This window comes from Actinomadura rugatobispora (genome assembly GCF_055379765.1).
Window position 1 is genome coordinate 7,182,031 of the sequence record NZ_AP029191.1, and the last position, 24,077, is coordinate 7,206,107.

The 24,077-nt window shown below is 74.3% G+C and carries 22 protein-coding genes; 17 read left to right on the top strand and 5 right to left on the bottom strand.

What is annotated here, in order from left to right; translation table 11 throughout:
* Positions 1–2: 2 nt before the first annotated feature.
* Genes uraD through alc form a run of 8 tightly spaced genes read left to right on the top strand, consistent with a single transcriptional unit; the run spans position 3 to position 8,895 of the window.
* Positions 3–524 carry a 2-oxo-4-hydroxy-4-carboxy-5-ureidoimidazoline decarboxylase gene (uraD, locus tag ACZ466_RS32160; RefSeq protein ID WP_378282497.1) on the top strand — a complete coding sequence of 174 codons (522 nt, stop codon included), beginning with the start codon at positions 3–5 and terminating at the stop codon, positions 522–524.
* 4 nt (positions 525–528) lie between these two features.
* Positions 529–1,404: a factor-independent urate hydroxylase gene (gene pucL, locus ACZ466_RS32165; RefSeq protein WP_378282496.1), complete on the top strand. Its 876-nt coding sequence runs from the start codon at positions 529–531 to the stop codon at positions 1,402–1,404.
* A 26-nt stretch (positions 1,405–1,430) separates the two neighbouring features.
* On the top strand, positions 1,431–2,309 hold the full coding sequence (locus ACZ466_RS32170) for an FAD binding domain-containing protein (protein WP_378282495.1): 879 nt from the start codon (positions 1,431–1,433) through the stop codon (positions 2,307–2,309).
* The gene (locus ACZ466_RS32175; RefSeq protein ID WP_378282494.1) at positions 2,309–2,788 is read left to right on the top strand and encodes a (2Fe-2S)-binding protein; all 480 of its coding nucleotides are present in this window, start codon (positions 2,309–2,311) and stop codon (positions 2,786–2,788) included. The genes ACZ466_RS32170 and ACZ466_RS32175 overlap by 1 nt, the downstream gene beginning before the upstream one ends.
* The gene (locus ACZ466_RS32180) at positions 2,785–4,158 is read left to right on the top strand and encodes an 8-oxoguanine deaminase (protein WP_378282493.1); all 1,374 of its coding nucleotides are present in this window, start codon (positions 2,785–2,787) and stop codon (positions 4,156–4,158) included. The genes ACZ466_RS32175 and ACZ466_RS32180 overlap by 4 nt, the downstream gene beginning before the upstream one ends.
* The gene (gene pucD / locus ACZ466_RS32185) at positions 4,158–6,473 is read left to right on the top strand and encodes a xanthine dehydrogenase subunit D (protein ID WP_378282492.1); all 2,316 of its coding nucleotides are present in this window, start codon (positions 4,158–4,160) and stop codon (positions 6,471–6,473) included. The genes ACZ466_RS32180 and pucD overlap by 1 nt, the downstream gene beginning before the upstream one ends.
* Complete coding sequence (gene allB / locus ACZ466_RS32190) at positions 6,470–7,813, top strand: allantoinase AllB (protein ID WP_378282491.1); 1,344 nt, start codon at positions 6,470–6,472, stop codon at positions 7,811–7,813. The genes pucD and allB overlap by 4 nt, the downstream gene beginning before the upstream one ends.
* Positions 7,810–8,895, top strand: coding sequence for an allantoicase (gene alc, locus ACZ466_RS32195; protein ID WP_378282490.1), 1,086 nt, complete (start codon positions 7,810–7,812; stop codon positions 8,893–8,895). The genes allB and alc overlap by 4 nt, the downstream gene beginning before the upstream one ends.
* An 18-nt stretch (positions 8,896–8,913) precedes the next feature.
* Here alc and ACZ466_RS32200 read toward each other — a convergent pair whose 3' ends face one another.
* Complete coding sequence (locus tag ACZ466_RS32200; RefSeq protein ID WP_378282489.1) at positions 8,914–9,150, bottom strand: DUF397 domain-containing protein; 237 nt, start codon at positions 9,148–9,150, stop codon at positions 8,914–8,916.
* A gap of 135 nt (positions 9,151–9,285) precedes the next feature.
* Between ACZ466_RS32200 and ACZ466_RS32205 the strand changes: the two genes are divergently transcribed.
* Both ACZ466_RS32205 and ACZ466_RS32210 read left to right on the top strand, forming a co-directional pair.
* On the top strand, positions 9,286–9,888 hold the full coding sequence (locus ACZ466_RS32205; RefSeq protein WP_378282488.1) for an RNA polymerase sigma factor: 603 nt from the start codon (positions 9,286–9,288) through the stop codon (positions 9,886–9,888).
* Positions 9,885–10,937, top strand: a complete 1,053-nt coding sequence (locus tag ACZ466_RS32210) for a CU044_5270 family protein (protein WP_378282487.1) — start codon at positions 9,885–9,887, stop codon at positions 10,935–10,937. The genes ACZ466_RS32205 and ACZ466_RS32210 overlap by 4 nt, the downstream gene beginning before the upstream one ends.
* Positions 10,938–10,958: 21 nt before the next feature.
* Here ACZ466_RS32210 and ACZ466_RS32215 read toward each other — a convergent pair whose 3' ends face one another.
* Positions 10,959–11,555 (bottom strand): TetR family transcriptional regulator, encoded by a 597-nt coding sequence (locus ACZ466_RS32215; RefSeq protein ID WP_378282486.1) that lies wholly within the window; start codon positions 11,553–11,555, stop codon positions 10,959–10,961.
* Between the two features lie 267 nt (positions 11,556–11,822).
* On the opposite strand from ACZ466_RS32215, the gene ACZ466_RS32220 reads away from it, so the two are divergent.
* Genes ACZ466_RS32220 through ACZ466_RS32240 form a run of 5 tightly spaced genes read left to right on the top strand, consistent with a single transcriptional unit; the run spans position 11,823 to position 18,274 of the window.
* Entirely contained in the window at positions 11,823–13,493 is a 1,671-nt protein-coding gene (locus ACZ466_RS32220; protein WP_378282485.1) for an AMP-binding protein, read from the top strand.
* Positions 13,494–14,600 carry an acyl-CoA dehydrogenase family protein gene (locus ACZ466_RS32225; RefSeq protein ID WP_378282484.1) on the top strand — a complete coding sequence of 369 codons (1,107 nt, stop codon included), beginning with the start codon at positions 13,494–13,496 and terminating at the stop codon, positions 14,598–14,600. It abuts the gene before it with no gap.
* 1 nt (position 14,601) lies between these two features.
* Positions 14,602–15,774, top strand: a complete 1,173-nt coding sequence (locus tag ACZ466_RS32230) for an acyl-CoA dehydrogenase family protein (RefSeq protein ID WP_378282483.1) — start codon at positions 14,602–14,604, stop codon at positions 15,772–15,774.
* Positions 15,771–17,114, top strand: coding sequence for an OB-fold domain-containing protein (locus ACZ466_RS32235; protein WP_378282482.1), 1,344 nt, complete (start codon positions 15,771–15,773; stop codon positions 17,112–17,114). The genes ACZ466_RS32230 and ACZ466_RS32235 overlap by 4 nt, the downstream gene beginning before the upstream one ends.
* Positions 17,111–18,274, top strand: coding sequence for a lipid-transfer protein (locus ACZ466_RS32240; RefSeq protein WP_378282481.1), 1,164 nt, complete (start codon positions 17,111–17,113; stop codon positions 18,272–18,274). Before ACZ466_RS32235 ends, ACZ466_RS32240 begins: the two co-directional genes overlap by 4 nt.
* 15 nt (positions 18,275–18,289) lie before the next feature.
* Here the strand turns inward: ACZ466_RS32240 and ACZ466_RS32245 are convergent, their stop codons facing one another.
* Positions 18,290–18,955 (bottom strand): TetR family transcriptional regulator, encoded by a 666-nt coding sequence (locus tag ACZ466_RS32245; protein WP_378282480.1) that lies wholly within the window; start codon positions 18,953–18,955, stop codon positions 18,290–18,292.
* Between the two features lie 190 nt (positions 18,956–19,145).
* Between ACZ466_RS32245 and ACZ466_RS32250 the strand changes: the two genes are divergently transcribed.
* Positions 19,146–20,771: an MFS transporter gene (locus ACZ466_RS32250; protein ID WP_378282479.1), complete on the top strand. Its 1,626-nt coding sequence runs from the start codon at positions 19,146–19,148 to the stop codon at positions 20,769–20,771.
* Positions 20,772–20,933: 162 nt separating this feature from the next.
* On the opposite strand, the gene ACZ466_RS32255 is transcribed toward ACZ466_RS32250, so the two are convergent.
* On the bottom strand, positions 20,934–22,154 hold the full coding sequence (locus ACZ466_RS32255) for an RNA-guided endonuclease InsQ/TnpB family protein (RefSeq protein WP_378282478.1): 1,221 nt from the start codon (positions 22,152–22,154) through the stop codon (positions 20,934–20,936).
* 282 nt (positions 22,155–22,436) lie between these two features.
* On the opposite strand from ACZ466_RS32255, the gene ACZ466_RS32260 reads away from it, so the two are divergent.
* Entirely contained in the window at positions 22,437–22,730 is a 294-nt protein-coding gene (locus ACZ466_RS32260) for a hypothetical protein (protein WP_378282477.1), read from the top strand.
* Positions 22,731–22,746: 16 nt separating this feature from the next.
* Here the strand turns inward: ACZ466_RS32260 and ACZ466_RS32265 are convergent, their stop codons facing one another.
* Positions 22,747–24,039, bottom strand: a complete 1,293-nt coding sequence (locus ACZ466_RS32265) for a sigma factor-like helix-turn-helix DNA-binding protein (protein WP_378282476.1) — start codon at positions 24,037–24,039, stop codon at positions 22,747–22,749.
* Between the last annotated feature and the right edge of the window lie 38 nt (positions 24,040–24,077).

Consider the following 24,077-nt stretch of genomic DNA (forward strand, 5'->3'; position numbering starts at 1 on the left):
CGGTGACCTTGGAGGAGTTCGACGCGCTCGCCGCGGCGGACGCGGAGGCCGCGCTGCTGGCGTGCTGCGCCTCGCGCCGCTGGGCGGCGGAGGTGGCGGGCGGGCGGCCGTTCGGCGACCCCGGGAGGCTGCGGTCGGCCGCGTCGGCGGCGCTGGACGGCCTGGAGTGGGCCGATGTCGAGGAGGCGCTGGCCGCGCATCCGCGGATCGGGGAGCGGGCGGCGGGCGCGGGCCGCGAGGCGTCCTGGTCCCGGCGCGAGCAGTCCGGGATGGACGCGGCCGGGCGAGAGGTGCGTGAGGCGCTGGCCGAGGGGAACCGGCGGTACGAGGAGCGCTTCGACCACGTCTTCCTGATCTGCGCGACGGGGCTCGGCGCGGCCGAGATGCTCGCGGCCCTGGAGGAGCGGCTCGGCAACGACGCCGCGGCCGAGCGGGTGATCGTGCGCCGGGAACTGGGCAGGATCATGCGGTTGCGGCTGGACGAACTGCTGGACGGCGCCGCCGCGCGCGGGACGGGGGGTTGATCGGGTGGCCATCGTGCTCGGGCCGAACCGGTACGGGAAGGCGGAGACCCGGGTCGTCCACGTGACCAGGGACGGCGATGTCCATCACCTCCGCGACCTCAACGTGGGGATCTCCCTGTCCGGCGACATGGACGAGGTCCACCTGACCGGCGACAACGCGGCGGTGCTGCCGACCGACTCGCAGAAGAACACCGTGTTCGCCTTCGCCCGGGAGCACGGGATCGGGGAGATCGAGGAGTTCGCGCTGCTGCTGGCCCGGCATTTCACCGCCGCGCAGCCCACGATCCGGCACGCCCGCGTCGAGATCGAGGAGTACTCCTGGTCGCGGATTCCCTCCGGGAGCGGGCACTCGTTCGTCCGGTCGGGGACGGAGGTCCGCACGGCGCTGGTGCACAGCGACGGGCCCGGCGGGGCCGAGTCGGTGGTGTCGGGGTTGAAGGACCTGGTGGTGCTCAATTCGACCGGGAGCGAGTTCCACGGCTTCATCCGGGACGAGTACACGACGCTCCAGCCGACCGACGACCGGGTCCTGGCCACGGAGGTGACCGCGCGCTGGCGCCACCGCGACCCCGGCCGCTCGGAGTACGGGGGCTCGTTCGCGGCGGCCCGCCGCTGCCTGCTGGAGGCGTTCGCCGGGACGCACAGCCTCTCGCTGCAGCAGACGCTGTACGCGATGGGACGCCGCGTCCTGGAGGAGCGGCCGGAGATCTGCGAGGTGCGGCTGACGATGCCCAACAAGCATCACTTCCTCGTCGATCTGGAACCGTTCGGGCTGGACAACGACAACGAGGTCTACTTCGCCGCCGACCGCCCGTACGGGCTGATCGAGGGCACCGTGCTGGACGACGCCGCCCCCGCCGTCCCGGCCGCGTGGACCTGAGACATTCTGGAGACAGGGGAATTCGGATGGACTTCCTGCGGCCCGCGTCCTGGGAGGACGCGCTCGCGGCGAGGGCGGAGCGGCCGGGCGCGCTGCCCGTCCAGGGCGGCACCGACGTGATGGTGGAGCTCAACTTCGCCGCGCGCCGCCCGGACGCGCTGCTGGACCTCACCCGGGTCGGCGGGCTGGCGGACTGGGACACGGCGCCGGACGGCCGGCTGCGGGTCGGCGCCGGCGTCACCTACGCGCGGCTGATCGACGGGCTGGGGGACCGGCTGCCCGGGCTCGCCCAGGCGTCCCGCACGGTCGGGTCGCCGCAGATCCGCAACCGCGGCACGGTCGGCGGCAACCTGGGCGCCGCCTCGCCCGCGGGCGACTCCCATCCGCCGCTGCTGGCCGCCGGAGCCGAGATCGAGGTGGAGTCGGCGGCGCGCGGCGTCCGGATGATCCCGGTCGAGGCGTTCTACGCCGGGGTGAAGCGCTCGGCGCTGGAGCCGGACGAGCTGATCCGCGCGTTCTGGACGGCCCCCGCGTCCGGCCCGCAGTACTTCTCCAAGATCGGGACGCGGAACGCGATGGTGATCGCGGTCTGCTCGTTCGCGATCGCGCTGCGCCCGGAGGAGCGCCGCGTCGGGACGGGCCTCGGCTCGGCGGCGCCCACCCCGCGCCGCGCCGCCGCCGCCGAGGAGTTCCTGAGCGCAGAGCTGGACTGGGACGGCGGCGCGCCCGTCTCCCCGGCCGCCGCGCGGCGCTTCGGCGAGCTGGTCAGGGGGGCCGCCTCGCCCATCGACGACGTGCGCGGCACCGCGGGCTACCGGGAGCACGCGCTGGCGGTCATGGCGCGGCGCACGCTCGCGTGGGCCTGGAACGAGCACACCGGAGCGGCGACCAGGGAGGCGTCCTGATGCGGGTGACGTTCACCGTCAACGGCTCGGAGGAGACCGTCGACGACGTGTGGGAGGGCGAGAGCCTGCTGTACGTGCTGCGCGAGCGGATGGGCCTGCCGGGTTCCAAGAACGCCTGCGAGCAGGGCGAGTGCGGGTCGTGCACGGTGTACCTGGACGGGGTGACGGCGTGCTCGTGCCTGGTGGCCGCCGGGCAGGTGGAGGGCCGTGAGGTCCGCACCGTCGAGGGCCTGGCCGGGCGCGAGGGGCAGGACGGGCTCGACCCCGTGCAGCGGGCGTTCGTGGACGCGGGCGCGGTGCAGTGCGGGTTCTGCACGCCGGGGCTGATCGTCCAGTCGCACGCCCTGATCGACCGGGTGCCGGACCCGTCCGACGCCGAGATCCGCGAGGCGCTCGCGGGGAACCTGTGCCGCTGCACCGGCTACGAGAAGATCCTGGACGCGGTGCGCCTCGCCGCGGAGCGGAGGAGGGGCGCATGAGCGTCGTCATCGAGAACGCCCATGTCGTCACCGTCTCCGGCGCGGAGCACCCGTCCGGGCACATCGTGGTCGACGGCGACCGGATCACCGCGCTCGGCCCTGGCTCCGCCCCCGCCGGCGCGGTGCCCGAGGGCGCGGAACGCGTCGACGCCGCGGGCCACCTCGCCACCCCCGGGCTGGTCAACACCCACCACCACCTCTACCAGTGGGCGAGCCAGGGCCTGGCCACCGACGGCACCCTTTTCGAGTGGCTGACCACGCTCTACAAGCCCTGGTCGAAGATGGACGCGGAGGTCGTCGCGGGCGCGGCGAGCGCCGGGCTGGGCTGGCTGGCCAAGTCGGGCTGCACCACCTCCACCGACCACCACTACGTGTTCCCGAAGGGGCGGGGCGACCTGTTCGCCGCCGAGATCGACGCCGCCGCCGAGCTGGGCATCCGGTTCCATCCGTGCCGGGGTTCCATGGACCGCGGGCAGTCGGAGGGCGGGCTGCCGCCCGACGAGGTGGTCGAGGACCTGGACACGATCCTGGCCGAGACCGAGGCGGCGATCGACCGCCACCACGACCCCTCGCCCGGCTCGATGCTGCGGGTGGCGGTGGCGCCGTGCTCGCCGTTCTCGGTCAGCCGGGAGCTGCTGGTGGAGTCGGCGCGGCTGGCTCGGGAGAAGGGCGTGCGGCTGCACACCCACCTCGCCGAGACGCTCGACGAGGAGGAGCACACCCGCGAGCAGTTCGGGACGACCCCGGCCGAGTACATGGACGATCTCGGCTGGCTCGGCGGCGATGTGTGGCTGGCGCACTGCGTCCACCTGCACGACTCCGACGTCAAGCGGCTGGCGGAGACCGGCACCGGCGTCGCGCACTGCCCCAGCTCCAACGCCCGGCTGGGCGCCGGGATCGCCCGGGTGGCGCATCTGCTGGAGGCGGGCGCGCCGGTCGGGCTGGGCGTGGACGGGGCCGCGTCGGCCGAGCTGGTCCCGCTGGCCGGGGAGGTCCGCCAGGCCATGTACATGCAGCGGGCCCGGTACGGCCCGTCCGCCCTGACCGCCCGCCAGGCGCTGGAGATCGCGACCCTGGGCGGCGCCCGCTGCCTGGGCCGCGCGGACGAGATCGGCTCGCTGGAGCCCGGCAAGCTCGCCGACATCGCGCTGTGGCGGCTGGACGGGCCGGGCGCCGAGTTCTACCCGGCCGTGGACGACCCGGTGGTCGCGTTCGCGTTCGGCCGGACGCCGCCGCTGGCCAGGCTGCTGGTCGGGGGCCGCACCGTGGTGGAGGACGACGCCCTGGTCACCGTCCCGCAGGACGAGGTGGGCCGCCGCGGCGCCGCCGCCCACCGCCGCCTCATGAAGCTCGCCGAAGAGGTGTTGTGATGACCATGGAGACGAGTGAGGCGGCGGTGACGGGGCTCGGCGGCGTGGGGGAGAGCGCGCGGCGGCCGGACGGCACCCTCAAGGTCTCGGGGGAGTTCGCCTACGCCTCCGACCTGTGGATGGACGGGATGCTCTGGGGCGCCACGCTCCGCAGCCCGCACCCCCGCGCGAGGATCCTGTCCATGGACGTCGGCCCGGCGCTGGCGACGCCAGGGGTGCACGCCGTCCTCACCCACGAGGACGTGCCCGGCAGGAAGCTGTACGGCCTGGGCGAGGTGCCCGACCAGCCCGTCCTGGCCGAGGGCGAGGTGCGGCACCAGGGCGAGCCGATCGCGCTCGTCGCCGCCGACCACCCCGAGATCGCCCGGAAGGCGCTGGGGCGGATCGCGATCGGGTGGGAGGTGCTGGAGCCGGTCACCGACCCGCGCGCAGTCGTCGCCGACCCCGAGCGGCACCGGGTGCAGCCGCGCGGCGGCGTCGTCCGCCACCAGCCGGTGCGGGTCGGCGACGTGGACCGCGCGAAGGCCACCGCCCCGGTGGTCGTCTCCGGCGAGTACGAGGTCGGCATCCAGGACCAGGCGTTCCTCGGCCCCGAGTCCGGGCTCGCGGTGCCCGCCGACGACGGCGGGGTCGACCTGTACGTCTCCACGCAGTGGCTGCACGGCGACCTGGAGCAGATCGTGCCCTGCCTGGGCCTGCCCGCGGAGAAGGTCAGGCTGACGCTGGCCGGGGTGGGCGGCGCGTTCGGCGGGCGCGAGGACCTGTCGATGCAGATCCACGCGGGCATGCTCGCGCTGCGCACCGGCCGGCCCGTGAAGATGTCCTACAACCGGCAGGAGTCGTTCTTCGGGCACGTGCACCGGCATCCCGCCCTGATGCGGTACGAGTACGGCGCCACCGTGGACGGGCGGCTGCTGTACGCCGACGTGGAGATCATCCTGGACGGCGGGGCGTACACCTCGTCCACCGGCGCCGTGGTCGGCAACGCGGCCTCGCTCGGCGTCGGCCCGTACGAGATCCCCGACATCCGTATCGAGGCGTACGGCGTCTACACCAACAACCCGCCGTGCGGCGCGATGCGCGGGTTCGGCGCCGTGCAGGCGTGCTTCGCCTACGAGTCGATGATGGACAGGGTCGCCGCGGCCTGCGGGATCGGCCCGCTGGAGGTGCGGCGGCGCAACGCGGTGGGCCAGGGGTCGAGGCTCGCCACCGGGCAGGTGATCGACTCCCCGGCGCCGATGGCGGAGATGCTCGACCGGCTGGAGGCCGTCCCGATGCCGCCGCCGCTGGACCCCTCCGACCTGCGCGACCTGCCCGGCGGCGCGTCCCAGACCACGCACGGCGAGGGCGTGGTGCGGGGCGTCGGCTACGGCATCGGGATCAAGAACATCTGCTTCTCCGAGGGCTTCGACGACCTGTCCACCGCCCGGGTCCGGCTGGAGGTGATCGGCGGCGAGCCGGCCGCGCTGGTGCACACCGCCGCCGCCGAGGTCGGGCAGGGGCTGGTGACGCTGCAGGCGCAGATCGCCCGCACCGAGCTGGGCGTGGAGAGGGTGACCGTGCAGCCCGCCGACGACCGGGTCGGCGACGCCGGGTCCAGCTCGGCCTCGCGCCAGTCGTACATGACCGGCGGCGCGGTGAAGGCGGCGTGCGAGGCGGTGCGGGAGCGGCTGCTCGCCCTGGCCGGACGCCGCCTCGACCGCACCTACGGGGACCTGACCCTGCTGGGCGGCAAGATCGTGTCGCGGTCGGCGGGCGTCGTCGCGTCCATCGAGGAGATCCTCGGGGAGGAGGCCGTCGAGGAGACCCGCGAGTTCCACCACCGGCCCACCGTGGCGATGGACCCGGTCACCGGGCAGGGCGCCAGCCACACCCAGCTCGCGCTGTGCGTGCACCGCGCGGTGGTGGACGTGGACGTGGAGCTGGGCCTGGTCAAGGTGGTGGAGCTGGCCGCCGTCCAGGACGTCGGGAAGATCATGAACCGGCAGGCGCTGGAGGGCCAGATCCACGGCGGCTCAGCCCAGGGTCTCGGGCTGGCGGTGATGGAGGAGATCGTGGTGTCGGGCGGGACGGTCCGGAACCCGTCGTTCACCGACTACCTGATCCCCACCATCCTCGACATGCCGCCGATGAGACTCGACATCCTGGAATATCCCGACCCGAACGCCCCCTACGGGCTGCGCGGCGCCGGGGAGCCGCCCACGCTCTCCTCGACGCCCGCGATCGTCGCGGCCGTGCGCGCCGCCACCGGCAGGCCGCTGACCCGCGTGCCGGTGCGCCCCGAGCACATCGTCCTCGGGGAGGCGGGCCGGTGACCCGGCACGACCTGGTGATCCGCTCCTCGCGGGTCGTGCTGCCCGGCGGGGAGCGCCCGGCGGCGGTGGCCGTCGACGGCGGCCGGATCGCCGCGGTCGGCGGCCGCGGCGACCGTCTGGAGGGCACCACCGAGGTCGACCTGGGCGCCGTCGCGCTGCTGCCCGGCCTGGTCGACACCCACGTCCACATCAACGAGCCGGGCCGCACCGAGTGGGAGGGCTTCGCCACCGCCACCCGCGCCGCCGCGGCCGGGGGCGTCACCACGCTGGTCGACATGCCGCTGAACTCCTTGCCGCCCACCACAGAGCCGCGGGCGCTGGAGGCCAAGCGGGACGCGGCGCGCGGACAGGTGCACGTGGACGTCGGGTTCTGGGGCGGCGCCGTGCCCGGCAACGTGCCGTCCGCCCTGCGCCCGCTGCACGAGGAGGGGGTCTTCGGGTTCAAGTGCTTCACCTCCGACTCGGGCGTCCCGGAGTTCCCGCCGCTCCCGTACGAGCGGATGCGGGAGGCGTTCGCCGAGATCGCCTCGTTCGGCGGCCTGGTCATCGTGCACGCCGAGGACCCGGCCGCCCTGGCGGAGCCCGGCGACGGCGGCTACCCGGCGTTCCTGGCCTCCCGGCCGCCCGGCGCCGAGCGCCGCGCGGTCGAGCAGGTCGTCCGGCTCGTCGAGGAGACCGGAGCGCGGGCCCACATCCTGCACCTGTCGTCCGCCACCTGCCTGGAGCCGCTCGCCGAGGCGCAGGCCCGGGGGCTCCCGGTGACCGCCGAGACCTGTCCCCACTACCTGACCCTGGCCGCGGAGGACGTACCGGCCCCGCACTCCACCGCCTTCAAGTGCTGCCCGCCCATCCGCGATGCCGCCAACCGCGAGGAACTGTGGCGCGGCCTGGACGGCGGCGTCATCTCCTGCGTCGTCACCGACCATTCCCCCTGCACGCCCGAGCTCAAGAAGGGCGACTTCGCGACGGCCTGGGGCGGCGTCTCGTCCCTCCAGCTCGGCCTGTCCGCCGTGTGGACCGCCGCAAGCGCGCGCGGGCACGGCCTCGCCGCAGTGGTCCGCTGGATGGCGGAGGGCCCCGCCGCCCTCGCGGGACTGGACGGACGCAAGGGGCGGATCGAGGCCGGGGCCGACGCCGACCTGGTGGCCTTCGACCCCGACGAGACGTTCGTGGTGGACCCAGCCGGGCTGCGGCACCGCCACCCCGTCACCCCCTACGGCGGGCTCGCGCTCACCGGGGCCGTCCAGACCGCCTGGCTGCGCGGGCAGGTCGTCGACCTCGACGGCCCGCCGCGCGGCGAGCTGCTGCGCCGCCCCGCCACCGAGAAGGGAGAGGCGTGAACGCCGCTGGTTTCGCCTCGCTGCCCGACCTGGCCGTTCGGACGCTCGGCGGCTCGGTCGTCGCCGCCAGCGACGAATCGTTCGCCGACAAGGAGAACCTCCTCAACCCGTGGGCGCCCGCCTTCCAGCCCCAAACGTTCGGCACCAAGGGGCAGGAGTACGACGGCTGGGAGACCGCGCGCCGCCGCCCCGGCGAGGACGGCGCACTGGGGCACGACTGGGCGATCGTCCGGCTCGGGCTGCCCGGCGTGATCCGCGGCGTCGTCATCGACACCGCCTGGTTCAAGGGCAACTTCCCGCCGTACGCGTCCGTGGAGGCGTGCGGTGTGGACGGCCACCCCTCGCCCGCCGAGCTCGCGGCCGCCGACTGGACGGAGATCGTGCCGCCGAGCCCGCTCGGGGGCGACGCCGCGCACGCCTTCGAGGCCGGCGCGGCCCGGCGCTTCACCCACGTCCGGCTCAACATCTTCCCCGACGGCGGCGTCGCCCGGCTGCGCGTGCACGGCGACGTCGTCCCCGACCCCCGGCTGCTGGCGGGGCTGACCGTCGACCTGGCGGCGCTGGAGAACGGCGCGCGGGTGATCGGCTGCTCCGACATGTTCTACTCCGTGCCGGACAACATGCTGTTCCCCGGCACGGCCCGCAACCAGGCCGAGGGCTGGGAGACCGCGCGCCGCCGCGGCCCCGGCAACGACTGGGCGATCATCAGGCTGGCCGCTCCCGGCGTCGTCCGGCTCGCCGAGTTCGACACCACGCACCTGAAGTTCAACGCGCCCGGCCACGTGTCGCTGTCGGGGATCGACGCCCGCACCGGTGACCTCGACGACCCCGGCGCCTGGCGCGAACTGCTCGGGCGCACCCGCGTCCAGCCCGACGGGCGGCACCGCGTCCGCCTCGACACCGCCCCGGACGCCCCGCGCGAGATCACCCACGCGCGCCTGGACATCCACCCGGACGGCGGCCTCACCCGGCTCCGCCTCCTCGGCGACCTGACCGCCGCCGGCGAGCGCCTCCTCACCGACCGCTGGAACGAGCTCACGCCGGCCGGAACGGGGCACCGGGCCCCGCCCCGGCCGGCGTGAGACCGGACCGCCCGCCGCTCAGCCGCCGGCGGGCGGCTCCTCCTCGAGCAGATCGTCGAACTCGCCGTCCTTGACGCCCGCGACGAAGGCGTCCCACTCGGCCTCGGTGAAGTACAGGATCGGGCCGTCGGAGTTCTTGGCGTCGCGCATGACGACCGCCCGCTCCCCGAAGTCCTTGTGCTTCACGGGCACGTCCTTGCCGTCGATGAACTCGATGATGACGCCGTCACTGAGTACCGGCTGCTGCTCGCTCACTGCGCACCCTTTTCCGTCCTGGCACCTGCTTGGCACTCAAGGCTAGTCCGGGCCGCGAACGCCGCGGCGCTCATCGGCGAAGGAGGGATGACCGTCCACCACCGAAAGGCGCACGATGACGCGAATGAGGCCCTCGTGGCAGCGTTGACACGCCTCCCTGACACCCCCGGACGCCGGGACACCGATGCCGCGATCATCGGCCGGTCGCGGCACGAGCCCGAGCTGTTCGCCGCCCTCTTCGACCGCTACCACGCCGCGATCCACGGGTACGCGGCGCGCCGCCTCGGCCCGGCCCTCGCCGACGACGTCGCCGCCGAGACCTTCCTGATCGCCTTCGACCGGCGCGGGGGATACGACCTCGACCGGTCCGACGCGCGGCCCTGGCTGTACGGGATCGCGTCCAACCTGATCGCCCGCCGCCACCGGGCGGAGGTCCGCCAGTACCGGGCGCTGGCCCGGGCCGGGACGGACGAGGTGGCCGAGGGCCACGCCGACCGGGTCGCGGTCCGGATCGACGCGCAGGCCGCCCGGGGCCCGCTCGCCGCCGCGCTGGCCGCGCTCGCCGACGGCGACCGGGACGTGCTGCTGCTGGTCGCCTGGGCGGAACTGACCGTCCAGGAGGCGGCCGAGGCGCTCGGCATCCCGGCGGGCACCGCCCGGTCGCGGCTGCACCGGACCCGCAAGAGGATCCGCGCCGCGCTCGGCGCCACCGCCCACGGAGAGGACAGCGACCGATGAACGACCTCGACGACCTGGAGACCCTGCGCGCCGCCTGGGCCGGAACCGAGCCGCCCTCCGACGAAGCCCGCGCGACGGCCCGAGCGGCCCTCCTCGAACGCGCCGCCGCGGACGCTCCCTCGGCTCCAAGGACCCGGCGCGGGTTCCGCCTGCCCCGGCTGGGCGTACGGCTGGTCGCGGTCGCGGCGCTGGCCGCCGCCATCGCGACCGGCGTGACCGTCCTGCAGAGCTGGGGCGGCGACCGTGCCGTGGTCCCCGGCGTCCCGCCCGCGCCCGCCGCGAGCGCGGCGGAGGCCCTCGACCGTGCCGCCACCGCCGCCGAGCGCCGGCCGTTCACGACGCCCCGTCCGGACCAGTGGGTCTACACGCGCTACAAGAACGTGAAGGTGAAAGAGCGCTGGCCCCTGACCGACTCTGCGGGGAACGATTTCAGCAGCCGCATCGTCGAGGAGCAGTGGGCGCGTGCGGACGGCAGGCGGTCGGCCTACCGCGACGGAGGAAAGCTGCACTTCGTCAACGAGGAGAGGCGCCCGCAGGATGTGTGGCCTCCGTCGGACTACGCGGTGCTGGCCGCGCTGCCGACCGACCCCGATGAGCTACTTGCCCTGGTCTACCGGCACGTCCCGCCCGTGGAGGAGCCACATAGCCGGCCGGGCGTCCGCCTCCTCGGATGCCCACCCGACCCGCGGTCACTCCGGGACGATTACGCGTTCAACGACCTCTTGAGAATGCTGGGGAACGGCATGCCCCCACCGAAGGTGGAGGCCGCGATCTACCGCGCGATGAAGAAGACCCCTGGCGTCCTCGTCACCAAGCACCTGGGCCCCGGCGACGACCAGGCGGAGGTCGGCCTGGGGCGCCACGTCAGCGGGTGGCAGTTCAACGAGGTGCTGTTCGACGCCCGGACCTACCGCTACGTCGGCCAGCGGTCCACCGCGGTCAAGGACCGCCGCGAGGTCATGAAGGCATGCGGAGCCCTCTCCGGCGGCGGGCTCAACATGCGGGTGGTCGGCAGCGGGGTCGTCGACAAGGCGGGGCAGCGCCCCTGAGACCCGGCCCTGAGGTCCCGGTCAGAAGTCGGTGAGGAGGCGGCCCGCGATCGTCTCCAGCCGGACCTGGATCTGCTCCATGGTGGCGTGGCCGCGCAGCATCTCGATCATCTCCATGGTCCAGACGCTGGACAGCGCCCGCGCCACCACGCGGCGCGAGTCGCCCTCGGGCACCTCGGTGCCCGGCCCGGCGGCGGCGCGCAGCAGCATCCCGGTCATCCGGTCGCCGAAGTCGGTCTTGACGTCCGACAGCAGCAGCGAGCGGATCAGCGCCTCGGCCAGCTCGGGCTCGCGCATCAGCCCGCGGGTGGCGCGCATCAGCACCTCCACCGCGCGCAGGGCCGGGCTCTCGGTGCGCGGCGGGCGGCGCTCGATGCTGCCCTCCAGCAGGTCGAGCTCCTCGCTGACCACGGCCACGACCAGGTCCATCTTGGACGGGAAGTAGCGGTAGAGGGTGCCCAGCGCGACCCCGGCGCGCTCGGCGACCGTGCGCATCTGCATCGCCTCGACCCCGCCGCGGGAGGCCAGCGCGGCGGCGGCCTGCACGATGCGCTTGCGCCGCTGGTGCTGGCTGCGCGAGCGCACGCCCTGCTCGGTCGCCGTCGGCTCTGCGGTCACGGTCGTGTTCCCTTCCCCGGGCGAGCGCGCGTACCGCGCTCAGAAGTGGCCCTCGCCCTAGCCTACCGCGCGAGCAAGAACGTGTTATCTGATAGCCCCCTGCCGGCGGGCGGTGAAAGCGTTTCCGGGCAGTCAGTCAACCCTGACATGCGTGGGGAACCAGGGATCTGCCAGGGGTGATCTTAGCTCTGGACACTGACTAGAATCTGTTCTAGTTTTGCGGCCGACGGCAAGGGTCGCGGACGGCGGTCCGGGAGGTGGGGCGCGGTGACGGTGGCGGAACTGCTGCGGGCCCGCGCGGACGACGACCGGCCGGGGCTGCGCTGCGCCGACGACGGCCGGTCCTGGACCTGGCGGGAGGTCGTCGCCGAGTGCGAGGACCGGGCCCTGCGGCTGGCCGCCCGGGCCCGTCCCGACCGCCCGGCGCACGTGGGCGTGCTGCTCGACAACGTCCCCGAGATGGTCTTCCTGCTGGGCGGCGCGGCGCTGTCGGGGGCGGTCCTGGTCGCCCTGAACCCGACCCGGAGCGCCGCCGAGCTCGCCGGGGACGCCGGCCGCGCCGACTGCGACCTGATCGTCACGCAGGCCCGGCACGCGGACCTGGCCGCCGCCGTCGCGGCGGCCGCGACGCACGCGCCGCTCCCGGTGCTCCCCATCGAGAACGCGTCCTACCGCGCGGACCCGCCGCCCCCGCCGACCGCCGCCGCGCCGCCCGGCCCGCCGGACGACGGGACGCTGCTGATGCTGATCTTCACCTCGGGCACGTCCGGACGCCCCCGCGCGGTCCGCGTCACCCACCGCAAGGTGACCGTCCCGGGCGAGAACCTCGCCGGGCGGTTGCTCGGACCCGGCGACGCGGTCTACTGCCCGATGCCGCTGTTCCACTCCGGCGCGGTCATGGCGGCCTACGCGCCCGCGCTCGCCGCCGGCGCCGAGCTGGTGCTGCGCTCCCGGTTCTCCGCCTCCGGGCTGCTGCCGGACGTCCGCGCGCACGGCTGCACCTACCTGCACTACGTCGGCAAGGCGCTGTCGTACGCGCTGGCCACCCCCGAGACCCCCGCCGACCGCGACAACCCGCTGCGGGTCGCGTTCGGGAACGAGGCGGCGCCGCGCGAGCAGCGGGCCTTCGCCGAGCGGTTCGGCTGCGCGGTCGTCGACGCCTACGGCTCCACCGAGACCGCGATCTCGCTCAGCCCCGACCCCGCCGGCCCGCCCGGCTCGCTCGGCCGCCTCGCCGAGGGGGTCAAGGTGCTCGATCCCGAGACCGGCCGCGAGTGCCCGCCCGCCCGCCTCGACGCGTCCGGGCGCCTGCTCAACGGCGAGGAGGCCATCGGCGAGCTGGTCAACACCCGGGGCCTGGGCCTCTTCGACGGCTACTACAACGAGGACGCCCCCGACCGGCTCCGCGACGGGATGTTCTGGAGCGGCGACCACGCCTACGCCGACGCGAACGGTCACGTCTACTTCGCCGGACGGTCCGCCGACCGGATCCGCGTGGACGGCGAGAACTTCGGCGCCGCCCAGGTCGAGCGGGTCCTCGCCGACCTGCCCGGCGCGCGGCGGCTCGCGGTGTACGGGGTGCCGGACGCGGCCTCCGGCGACCAAGTGATGCTCGCCCTCGTCCTGGACACCGCCGCCGGCCCCTTCGACCCCGAGGCGTTCGCCGCCTACCTCCGGGGCCGCGCGGACCTGGGCCCCAAGTGGCCGCCCCGCTACGTCCGGGTCGCGCCGGAGCTGCCCGCCACCGCCTCCAACAAGATCCTCAAACGGTCCCTGGTCCGGGACGGATGGGGCACCGGCGACCCGGTGTGGTGGCGTCCCGGCCGCGACCTCGGCTACCGCCCGATGACCCCGGACGACAAGGCCCGCCTCCGCGCCGAGTTCGAGCGGCGCGGCCGGCTGCACCTGCTGCACGACCTCCTGGAAGGGAGTGGATGAGTGGACTTCAACCTCGACGAGACCCGGCAGGAGCTGCGTGGCTTCGCCACCGGCCTGCTCGGGCGGGAGGCGTCCCGGGAACGGCTGGAGGCGTTCGAGAAGACCGGCGCCGCCTATGACGACGCGCTCTGGAAGGCTCTCGGCCAGGCCGGGCTGCTGGGCGTCTGCCTGCCCGAGGAGGTCGGCGGGGCGGGACTGGGCGCGATCGAGCTGACCGTGGTGCTGCGGGAGATCGGCGCGCACGCCGCGCCCGTCCCGGCGTACGCGTCGCTGGCGCTGGCCGCCGCCCCGGTCGCCGCGCACGGCACCGCGGAGCAGAAGGCCCTGCTCGCGCCACTGAACGACGGCGAGGCGGTCTTCACCGGCGCCTACCGCGAGGTCGGCCCGGCCGGGACGGTCGCGGCGACCGCGCGGCGCGACGGCGACGGGTACGTGCTGGACGGCGTGAAGACGTTCGTCCCGTACGCGGCCGAGGCGTCCCGCATCCTCGTCCCCGCCCGCGTGGACGGCGCCGGCATCGGAGTGTTCCTGGTCGAGCCGTCGGCGGTGGAGCTCACCCCGCAGCCGTCGGCGACCACCGAGCCGCTCTCCCGCATCGCGCTGGGCGGCGTGCGGGTGGACGCGGACGCGCTCCTCGGCGGCACCGCCGACGGCGCGGCCTGGCGCACCTTCCGCCGGTCGGCGGTCGCCGGGGCGGTGGCGCTGTCGTCCGGCGCGATCGAGGCGGCGCTGAACCTCACCACCGAGTACGTCAAGACCCGCGAGCAGTTCGAGCGCCCGCTGGCGCAGTTCCAGGCCGTGACCATGCAGATCGGCGACGTCTACATCGCCAAGCGGGCCCTGGACGTGGCGGTCTGGGCGGGCGCCTGGCGGCTCGCCGAGGGCGCGGAGGACGCCGACGAGGTCCTCGCCATCGCGTCGTACAACGCCTGCGACCCGGTGGTGAAGGCGCTCTACACCTGCCAGCACCTGCACGGCGGGATCGGGCTGGACGTGACCTACCCGCTGCACCGCCACTTCGCCTGGGCCAAGCAGGCCGGGCACCTGCTCGGCGGCGCCGAGGACCAGCTCGACACCCTCGGTGTCCTGATCTCCCAGGAGGCGTGAGTTGTTCATCGATCTGACCGCCGAGCAGAAGAGGCTCCGCGCCGAGCTGCGCGAGTACTTCCGGAACTGCCTGGACGCCGGGCAGCGCGCCGCGATCGCCGGCGACCCGTTCGGCGCCGCGTACATGGAGCACTGCAAGCGGCTCGGCGCGGACGGCATGCTCGGCGTCGCGCTGCCCAAGGAGTACGGCGGCCGCGGCTACGGCCCGATGGAGCAGCAGATCTTCGCCAACGAGATCGCGCGCGCCGAGGTGCCCTACCCGATCATCACGCTGAACTCGGTCGCGCCGACGATCCTGCAGTACGGCTCCGACGCGCACAAGGAGTTCTTCCTGCCCCGGATCCTGGCGGGGGAGTGCCACTTCGCGATCGGCTACAGCGAGCCGGGCGCCGGCACCGACCTGGCCTCGCTGCGCACCAGCGCGGTCCGCGACGGCGACCACTACGTCGTCAACGGCCAGAAGATCTTCACCTCCGGGGGGCACTTCTCCGACTACGTCTGGCTGGCCGCGCGCACCGACCCCGGCGCCAAGAAGCACAAGGGCATCTCGATGCTCATCGTCGACTGCGAGGACCCGGGGTACTCCTGGACGCCGATCGTCACCATGGACGGCCGCCACCACACCAACGCCACCTACTACCAGGACGTGCGGGTGCCGGTGGACATGCTGGTCGGCGAGGAGAACAAGGGCTGGGACCTGATCGTCAACCAGCTCAACCACGAGCGGGTCACGCTCGGCCCGGCGGGCAACATCGGGCACACCTACGACCGGTTCGAGCGGTGGGCCCGTACCGCCAGGGGCCGCGACGGCAGGCCGCTGACCGAGGAGCCGGCGGTGCGCCGCGCGGTCGCGCAGGTGTACGGCTACCTGCGCGTCAACGAGTTCCTGAACTGGCAGGTCGCGGCCAACCAGGACCTGGGCTGGCTGGGCGCCCCGGACGCCTCCGCCACCAAGATCTACGGCTCGGAGCGGATGCAGGACGTGGGCCGGATCGTCGGGGACGTCCTGGCCCGGTTCGGCGACCCCGGCGACCCGGCGACCGCCGAGTTCATGGACCGGCTCGACCACGGCGTCAAGGGCGCGATGGTGCTCACCTTCGGCGGCGGCGTCAACGAGATCCAGCGCGAGCTGATCGCGATGATCGGCCTCGGCCTGCCCCGGGCGCCGCGGTGACGGGCACCACCGGTGAGCCGGGGGAGGACGCCGGCGTCCACGCGCGGCTGACCGCGCTGGCGGCGGAGCTGGCCGCGGCCGGTGAACGGCCCTCGCCGCCCTGCGCCGACCCGGTCAACGAGCCGATGATCCGCAACTGGACGCAGGCGCTCGGCGACCCGGACCCGGCCTGGCACGAGGGCGGGCTCGCGCCCCCCGCCATGATCCAGGTCTGGTCGATGCCCGGGCTGCGCGCCCCGGGCGGTGGCAAGGGCGGCTCGGCCGGGGACCGCGTGCTGCGCCTGCTGGACGAGTCGGGCTTCTCGGGCGTCGTCGCCACCAACTGCGAGCAGACCTACGACCGCTACCTGCGGCACGGCGAGCGGCTGCGCTCCACCATGCGGTTCGGCGGCCTCGACGGGCCGAAGCGGACCGCGATGGGGGAGGGCTACTTCGTCACCTGGCACCAGACCTGGTACGACGAGCGCGACCGGCGCGTGGCGGAGATGCTGTTCCGGGTCCTGAAGTTCAAGCCGCGCAAGCGGGCGGCCGGGCGCGCTCCCGCCAAGGGCGGCACGTACCCCTTCCAGCCCGCGGTCGGGCCGGACACCGCGTTCTTCTGGGACGGCGTCAAGGCCGGCGAGCTGCGTATCCAGCGCTGCGCCGACTGCGGCGCCCTGCGCCACCCGCCCGGCCCGATGTGCCCGTCCTGCCACTCGGTGAAGCGGGACTTCGTCGTGGCGAGCGGGCGCGGCGAGGTGCACAGCTACGTCGTCCACCACCATCCGCCGGTGCCCGGCCGCACGCCGCCGTACGTCGTCGCGGTCGTGGACCTGGAGGAGGGCGTCCGGATCGTCGGCAACGTCAACGGCTGCCCGCCGGAGGACGTGGCGATCGGCATGCCGGTCAAGCTCGCCTTCGAGCGCATGGACGACGAGCTCGTCCTGCCGCAGTGGATCCCCGCCGCCTCGGCCGAGGTCGTGCCGGACGAGGACGGGCCGGAGGGGCCGCCGCCGGTCCTGGAGATCCCGCTGACCCCCACGTTCGTGATCGCGACGGCGCTGGCGACCCGCGACTTCACCCCCGTCCACCACGACACCGCGCTGGCCCGCGCCCAGGGGACCAAGGACATCTTCGTCAACATCCTCACCACCATGGGCCTGGTGCAGCGCGCGGCGCTGGAGGCAGCGCCCGGCGCCGCGCTGGAGCGCGTCCAGGTCAGGCTGGGCGCGCCCGCCTACGCCGGGGACACCCTGCGCCTGTACGCCGAGCGCGCGGACGCGGCCACGGTGCGCGTGCGCGGCGCGGTGTCCCTGGGCGACCACGTCACCGCCACCGTCACGATCAAGGAGGGTGAGTGACTCTCTCCGGCAAGACCGCGATCGCCGGGATCGGCGCCACCGAGTTCTCCAAGGAGTCGGGCCGCTCGGAGCTCCAGCTCGCGGCCGAGGCGTGCCTGGACGCGCTGCGCGACGCGGGCCTGGCCCCCGCCGACGTCGACGGCCTGGTCACCTTCGCCGCCGACGCCAACTCCGAAATCGCCGTCCAGCGCGAGCTGGGCATCGCCGGCCTGCGGTTCTTCTCCCGCGTCGACTACGGCGGCGGCGCCGCGTGCGGGACCGTCGCGCACGCCGCGATGGCCGTGGCGACCGGGCAGGCCGACGTGGTGGTGTGCTACCGGGCGTTCAACGAGCGGTCCGGGCACCGGTTCGGGCAGGCCACCGCGTCCGGCCGGGCCGACTCGACCGGGCTGGAGTTCTCCTGGCACCTGCCGTACGGGTTCGCGACCCCGGCGGCCTGGGTGGCGATGCACGCCCGCCGCTACATGCACGAGTACGGCGCCACCAGCGAGGACTTCGGCCGGGTCGCGGTCGCGATGCGCCGGCACGCCGCCACCAACCCGCGGGCGTGGTTCCACGGCCGTCCGATCACGCTGGAGGAGCACCAGGAGTCCCGCTGGATCGTGGACCCGCTGCACCTGCTGGACTGCTGCCAGGAGTCCGACGGCGGCGTGGCGATCGTGGTGACCTCCGCCGAGCGCGCCCGCGACCTGCCCCGCCCGCCCGTGCTGATCAACGCGGCGGCGCAGGGCACCGGCCCGGACCAGATGATGATGTTCGGCTACTACGGCGGCGACCTGGCGGCGCTGCCCGCGATGGGCAACGTCGGCGCCGACCTGTGGCGCCGCTCGGGCCTGACGCCCGCCGACGTGCAGACCGCGATCCTGTACGACCACTTCACGCCGTTCGTCCTGGTGCAGCTGGAGGAGCTGGGCTTCTGCGGGCGCGGCGAGGCGGCCGGCTTCGTCCGGGACGGCGGGATCGAGCTCGGCGGCCGGCTGCCGGTCAACCCCAACGGCGGCCAGCTCGGCGAGGCCTACATCCACGGCATGAACGGGATCGCCGAGGGGGTCCGGCAGGTGCGCGGCACCTCGGTCAACCAGGTCCCGGACGTGCGGAACGTCCTGGTCACCGCCGGGACCGGCGTCCCCACCAGCGGGCTGGTCCTGGGCGCGGCCTGACCCCGCCCGCGCCGGTCAGCGTTCCGTGGGGTAGTTGACGCCCTCCTCCAGGAGCTGGAACGCGGCGTCCGCCGCCTCCGAGAGGGTGCTGTAGCCCAGGGTGCCCGTGGCGACGGCCTCGGCGGCGGCGTGGAAGGCGGCGATGACCGTGGAGGCGACCACGTGCGGGCGCAGGTCGCCGGCCGGGTCGACGCCCATCCGGTCCGCGATCGCGCGGGTGATCAGGACCTGCTTCTTCTGCGCGTGCTCCAGGCTGCCGGCCAGCAGGGTGTCGCTGTCGGCGGTCAGCGTCATCATGCACTCGAAGCGGTCGGCGCTGAAGCCCAGCTCGCCGCGCTCGCAGGCGACCGCGATGCCCACCACGGCGCGGCGCACCGCCGTCATGATCGGTTCGTCGGCGGGCCGGTCGTTCAGCGCCGCGAGCATGGCGGCGTGCTGCTCCTCCTGGAACGTGAGGGCCACGTCCTCCTTGGAGGCGAAGTAGCGGAAGAAGGTCCGCGACGACACGTCCACCGCGTCGGCGATCTCCTCCACGGTGGTGGCGTCGAAGCCCTTCTCGGCGAAGAGCCGGAACGCGGCGTCGACCAGCGCCTTCCGGGTGCGCTGCTTCTTGCGTTCGCGCCGCCCCGCGGGGTGGGTGCCGGGACCCGCGGGGTGGGCCTCGGGGACGGTCGCGGTCATGGGCGAAGTGTAACCAGCGGGCGACCCGCTGCCAATCGCCGTCCGGTGTCGATTGGCAGAACGTGAAGCATGTCTCTCAATGACTCTCGCCAGTTGACGACAACTGTCATGCCATGACACTTTTGCTCCGTACGAGCCGTACGAGCCGTACGACTTCCCGTCGCCTTCGTCCGTCCTTGGAGGACGTTCCATGTCGCAACCGCCCGGGGCCGGCGTCGCCGTGCCCGGCCCCCCGCTCCACCACGACACGCCACCGGTCCGGCCCGCACGCCGCGGCGGCCGGGCCGGCCACGGCCATCCCTGGCTCACCCTCCTCGCCGTGGCGCTCGGCGTGATGATGGTCGGCCTGGACGCCACCGTCGTGTCCATCGCCAACCCCGCCATCGCCCGCGACCTCGGCGCCGACCTGTCCGGCCTGCAGTGGGTGACCAACGCCTACCTGCTCACCATCGCGGTCACGCTGATCCCGGCCGGCAAGATCGCCGACCGGTTCGGCCGGCGCCGCACCTTCCTCGCGGGGGTGGTCGGCTTCGCCGTCTCCTCGGTGCTGATCGGCCTGTCCGGCGGGCTCGGCGCGGTGATCTTCTGGCGGGTGGTGCAGGGCTTCGCGGGGGCGCTCCTGCAGCCGGCCAGCCTGGCCATCCTGCGCAACACCTTCCCGGCCGAACGGCTCAACACCGCCATCGGCGTCTGGGGCGGCACCGTCGGCGTGTCCATCGCGGGCGGCCCCATCGTCGCCGGGCTCCTGGTCGAGAACGTCACCTGGGAGTCGGTCTTCTTCCTCAACGCCCCGCTCGGCCTGATCGCGCTGGCCGTCGGCCTGTGGGTGATCCGCGAGTCCCGGGACGAGGAGGCCGCCGGATCGTTCGACCTGCCCGGCGTCGTGCTGCTCAGCGGCGGGCTGTTCGCCCTGGTCTGGGGGCTCATCAAGGCGGGCGAGGACGGCTTCGGCGACACCGTCCCGCTGGTCTCCTTCGGCGCCGCCGTCGTGCTGGGCGCGCTCTTCGTCCTCAACGAGCTGCGCGCCGAGCGCCCGCTGCTCCCGATGAGCCTGTTCCGCTCGGTGTCCCTCTCGGCGGCGACCGGGCTGATCGTGCTCGGCTTCTTCACCATGTTCGGGACGATCTTCTTCCTGACCCTCTACCTCCAGCAGGTGCACGGCATGAGCCCGGTGGACGCGGGCGTGCGGCTGCTGCCGATGACCGCCATGTTCATCGTCGCCTCACCCCTCGCGGGCGTCCTGACCAGCCGGTTCGGCCCCCGGGCGCCGCTGTCGCTGGGAATGGCCTTCACCGCCGCCGCGATGTTCGGCCTCTCCCGGGTCGGGGCGGAGGCGCCCTACGCCCAGCTGTGGCCGTGGTTCGTGCTGGTCGGGCTGGCGTTCGGGTTCGTGATGGTCGGCGGCACCGAGGCCATCGTCGGCAACGCCCCGCCGCAGCTCGCGGGCGTCGCGGGCGGCCTCCAGCAGACGGCGGCGCAGGTCGGCGGCGTGCTCGGCACCGCCGTCCTCGGCACGATCCTGTCCACCCGCGTCGGTGACGTCCTCGTCGGCCGCCTCACCGAGGCCGGGGTCCCGGCGTCGTCCGCCGGGCAGCTCCAGGGGGCGGGCGGCCTGGTCTCCCAGGGGGTGGCGCCCGTACCACCGGGGACGCCCGCGCCCGCGGCCGAGGCGATCACCACCGGCAGCCATCTGGCGTTCATGGACGGCTTCCAGTCGGCGCTGTCCGTGGCGGGCGCGGTCGCCCTGGTCGCGATCCTGGCCGCCCTGCTCGTCCGCCGGGGGCAGTCCCCGGTCGAGGGCGCCGCCGCCCTCTGACGCGCCGTCGTCCGACCCTGCCGCGTCCGGCCCGTGTTACCGGGGAGGCAGCGAAACACTCCTGGGGCGTCATAGACTGCCGCGCGATCGGAGGTCGCAGGCCGCGTAGGAGGGTCTTGACCTCCTCCCCCTCGTGAACGAGGGGGATTCCAACCCGTGGCCTCAGGAGAGGAGGACAGGTTGAGGTTCGCGGTTCGTCCGCTCCGGTACCCCGGGGCGTCCCCGCGCAGCGACGGCCGGTCCGGCCGCCGTGCCCGCGAGCGTGCAGAGGAGTCTGGTCTCGTGGGCGATGTTGCGTGCCGCGTTCACGTCGGCGTTGCAGGCGAAGCCGCAGGACCGGCACCGGAAACGCGCTTGGCTCTCACGCGCCTGCGGGTCGATGGTCCTGCACGCCGAGCAGCGCTGCGAGGTGTACGCGGGATCGATCTTGTACACGCGGCCGGGCGCCTTGTGCTCCAGCCGCTCGACCAGCATGGCCCATCCGCTGGCCAGGATGCCCCGGTTCAACCCGGCCTTGGCGGCGACGTTGCGTCCTGGCCGCTGGAGGGTGCCTTTGGCGGAGCGGGTCATGCCTCGGATGTTGAGGTCCTCGACGCCGATCGCGTCGAACTGGCGGGCCAGCGTGGTGGAGGTCTGCTCGACCCAGTTCTTGCGGCGGTCGGTTTGGCGGGCTTTGAGCCGGGCGAGCGCGGCCTTGAGCCTTGCGCGGCGGCGGGAGCCGCGCCGGGCGCGCCCCAGCTTGCGGGCCAGCAACTTCCGGCGCCGCGTCTCCCCGGGTATGAGGCCGGGGACCTTGAGCAGGGCCCCGGTGGACAGGGCGGCGCTGACGGTGACGCCCCGGTCCACCCCGATCACGGTTCCTTCGCCGGGGCCGGGGACCGGGGGCGGGACGTGCGCGAACGCCACATGCCAGCGCCCGGCCCGATCACGGGTCACCCGGTAGGACTTCACACCTGGGGGTACCGGCCGCGACAGGCGGAACCGCACCCACCCGCACTTGGGCACCAGCACCGCACCCCACCTGCGCGACAACCGCTCGACCTGGTGGGGTTTGACGCCGACCTGCCGGAACCCCTCATGGACGCCTTGCTTGCGCCAGGTGGGGCGGCGGTGGGTGCCGGCGAAGAAGTTGCCCATCGCCTGCGCGAAGTCACGCAGCGCCTGCTGCTGCACGGTCTGCGACCCGGCCTGCAACCAGTCGAATTCGGCGCGGGCCGCGGTGAGCTGCCGGGACTGCTCGTTGTAGCCGGGTGCCCTGCCCCGGTGCGGGGACCAGAAGCTGTGTTGCTCGACGGCGAGGTTCCACACGTACCGGGCGTGCGCGCAATGCCCGAGCAAGGCGGTGTGCTGCTCGGGCGTGGGGTCCATGCGGTAACGCGGCACGGGGCGAGCCTAGCGTGCACGCTCGAACACAGGGGCGAAACGTGCTGCCTCGTGCCTGCTCAACCAACACTCGCCCCCGGAGCAAGTCTCCTTCCCCTGCCTTGCTCCCCCGGGGGGCCGATTCCTCCCCGGCCTCAAGTCAAGGCCGGGGTTTCCTCGGAGGTCATTTGATGATGGGCAAGCACAGCAAGCCGCCCACGCGCACATGCCCCGGCTGCAAGGGTTCGGGCGTCCACAGAGGCCAGACCTGCGGTGTCTGCCGGGGCGAAGGAATGATCTGACGTGACGACGTATCCTCCGGACGGCTGCACGTTCGAGGTCATCTACACCCTCGGGCGGCGGGGGATGGGGCGGGAGTCGTTTCCCGACGTGTACGCCCTGGGACGCTGGTTCAAGGAGATGGAACGGCGCGGGGCGCTGGCCCCCGAGGAGTTCAGCACCCCCGACGAGGACGGCCGCAACGGCTACCGCATCGTCTGCGTGACCGACAGCGAGCGCGTCGCCATCAGCTACTTCCACCCGCGCCTGGTCATGGGGCGGATCGAGGGCGCCGCCCACGCGGCCGCCGCCGAGTAGGGGCGACCGCCGGTCGTCAGCCGGTGGTCGTCGGGCTGGGAGCCGGGTTCGAGGTCGGGCTCGGGCCCGGCTCGGGGCCCTCGTCCGGCGGCGGGTCCGACGGGGGCTGGGACGGGTCGGGCGGGTCCGACGGGGCCGGCGAGTCCGGGGGCGTGGACGGCTCCTCGGGAGCGTCCGGGCCGGTCGGGGACGGGTCCTGCGGTGCGGGCGAGTCCTGCGGCGGCGCCGTCGTCTCGTCGGGCTTCGAGGTCTCGGGCTTGGAGGGCGCGGGGGCGGCGGGCGCGGCACCCGTGCCGCCGCCTGAGCCGGTTCCCTGCGGGGCGGTCGAGGTGGGTCGCTGGTCCTGGGTCGCCGGGCTGGGCTCCGGGGCGGTGCCCTTGCGGTTGCCGCGCTCCGGGGTCGCGCCGCCGGAGCCGGTGAGGAGCCCGGTCGGCTCGGCCGTCCCGGTCGGGCTGTTCCCGGCGGACGGCGCGATCGCGCCGACGCCGTCGCTCTTGGCCGACGGCCACGAGACCAGCAGGCCGACGGCCGCCGCCACCGACGCGGCCATGCCCGCCATGGCGCCGGCACCCCTGATCCCCTTGCGGCGGCCGGCGCGGTCGCGGCCCGTGCGGCCGCGGCCCGGGGGCGCGGCCACCTCGGACCCGATCACCACCAGCGGGCTGGGCGAGGTGATCTCGGTGAGCGGGCGGGTGGCGGTGGCGTCGCACGCCTCCAGGACCCGGTCGCGCAGCCAGGACGGCGGCCGGGCGGGCGCCCGGCGGGCCAGCAGGTGCGGCAGCCGGCCCTTCTCGAACGCGGTGATGACGTCCCGGTGGTCCCCGGGGGCGCCGCGCATGAGCTGGTCCACCACGGCGCGCTCCAGCCGGGTCCGCGCGGCGTGCAGCAGCCCGCGGGCGGTGTCGGGCGCGATGCCGAGGACCCGGGCGATGTCGGGCACCTCCAGCCACTCGCCGGCGTCCAGCAGCAGCGCCTCGCGGTGGTCGGGGCGCAGCGCGCCGACGGCGCGCAGCAGCGGGTCGGCGGCGACCGGCCGGCCGGTGAGTCCGGGCGCGGCGGCGGGGGCGGGACCGGAAACGGCGCCGAAGACGGGCCGGATCGTCCCGGCGAAGGCGTCGCGCTCGGCGCACGCCGATCGTGACAGTGCGTAGAGCCAGAGGACGATGTCGCCGCGCGGCGGGTGCCGTACCGCCGCGACGAAGGCGTCCTGGACCGCGTCCGCCGCGCCCTCGTCACCGAGCAGTGACCAGCAGTGAGCCAGCAGGCGATCGGCGTGCGCGTCGTAGAGGGTTCCCAGGTCCCCGCGCATGTGTCCTCCGTCGTGTGCCGATCCGGGCGTCGTCCGCG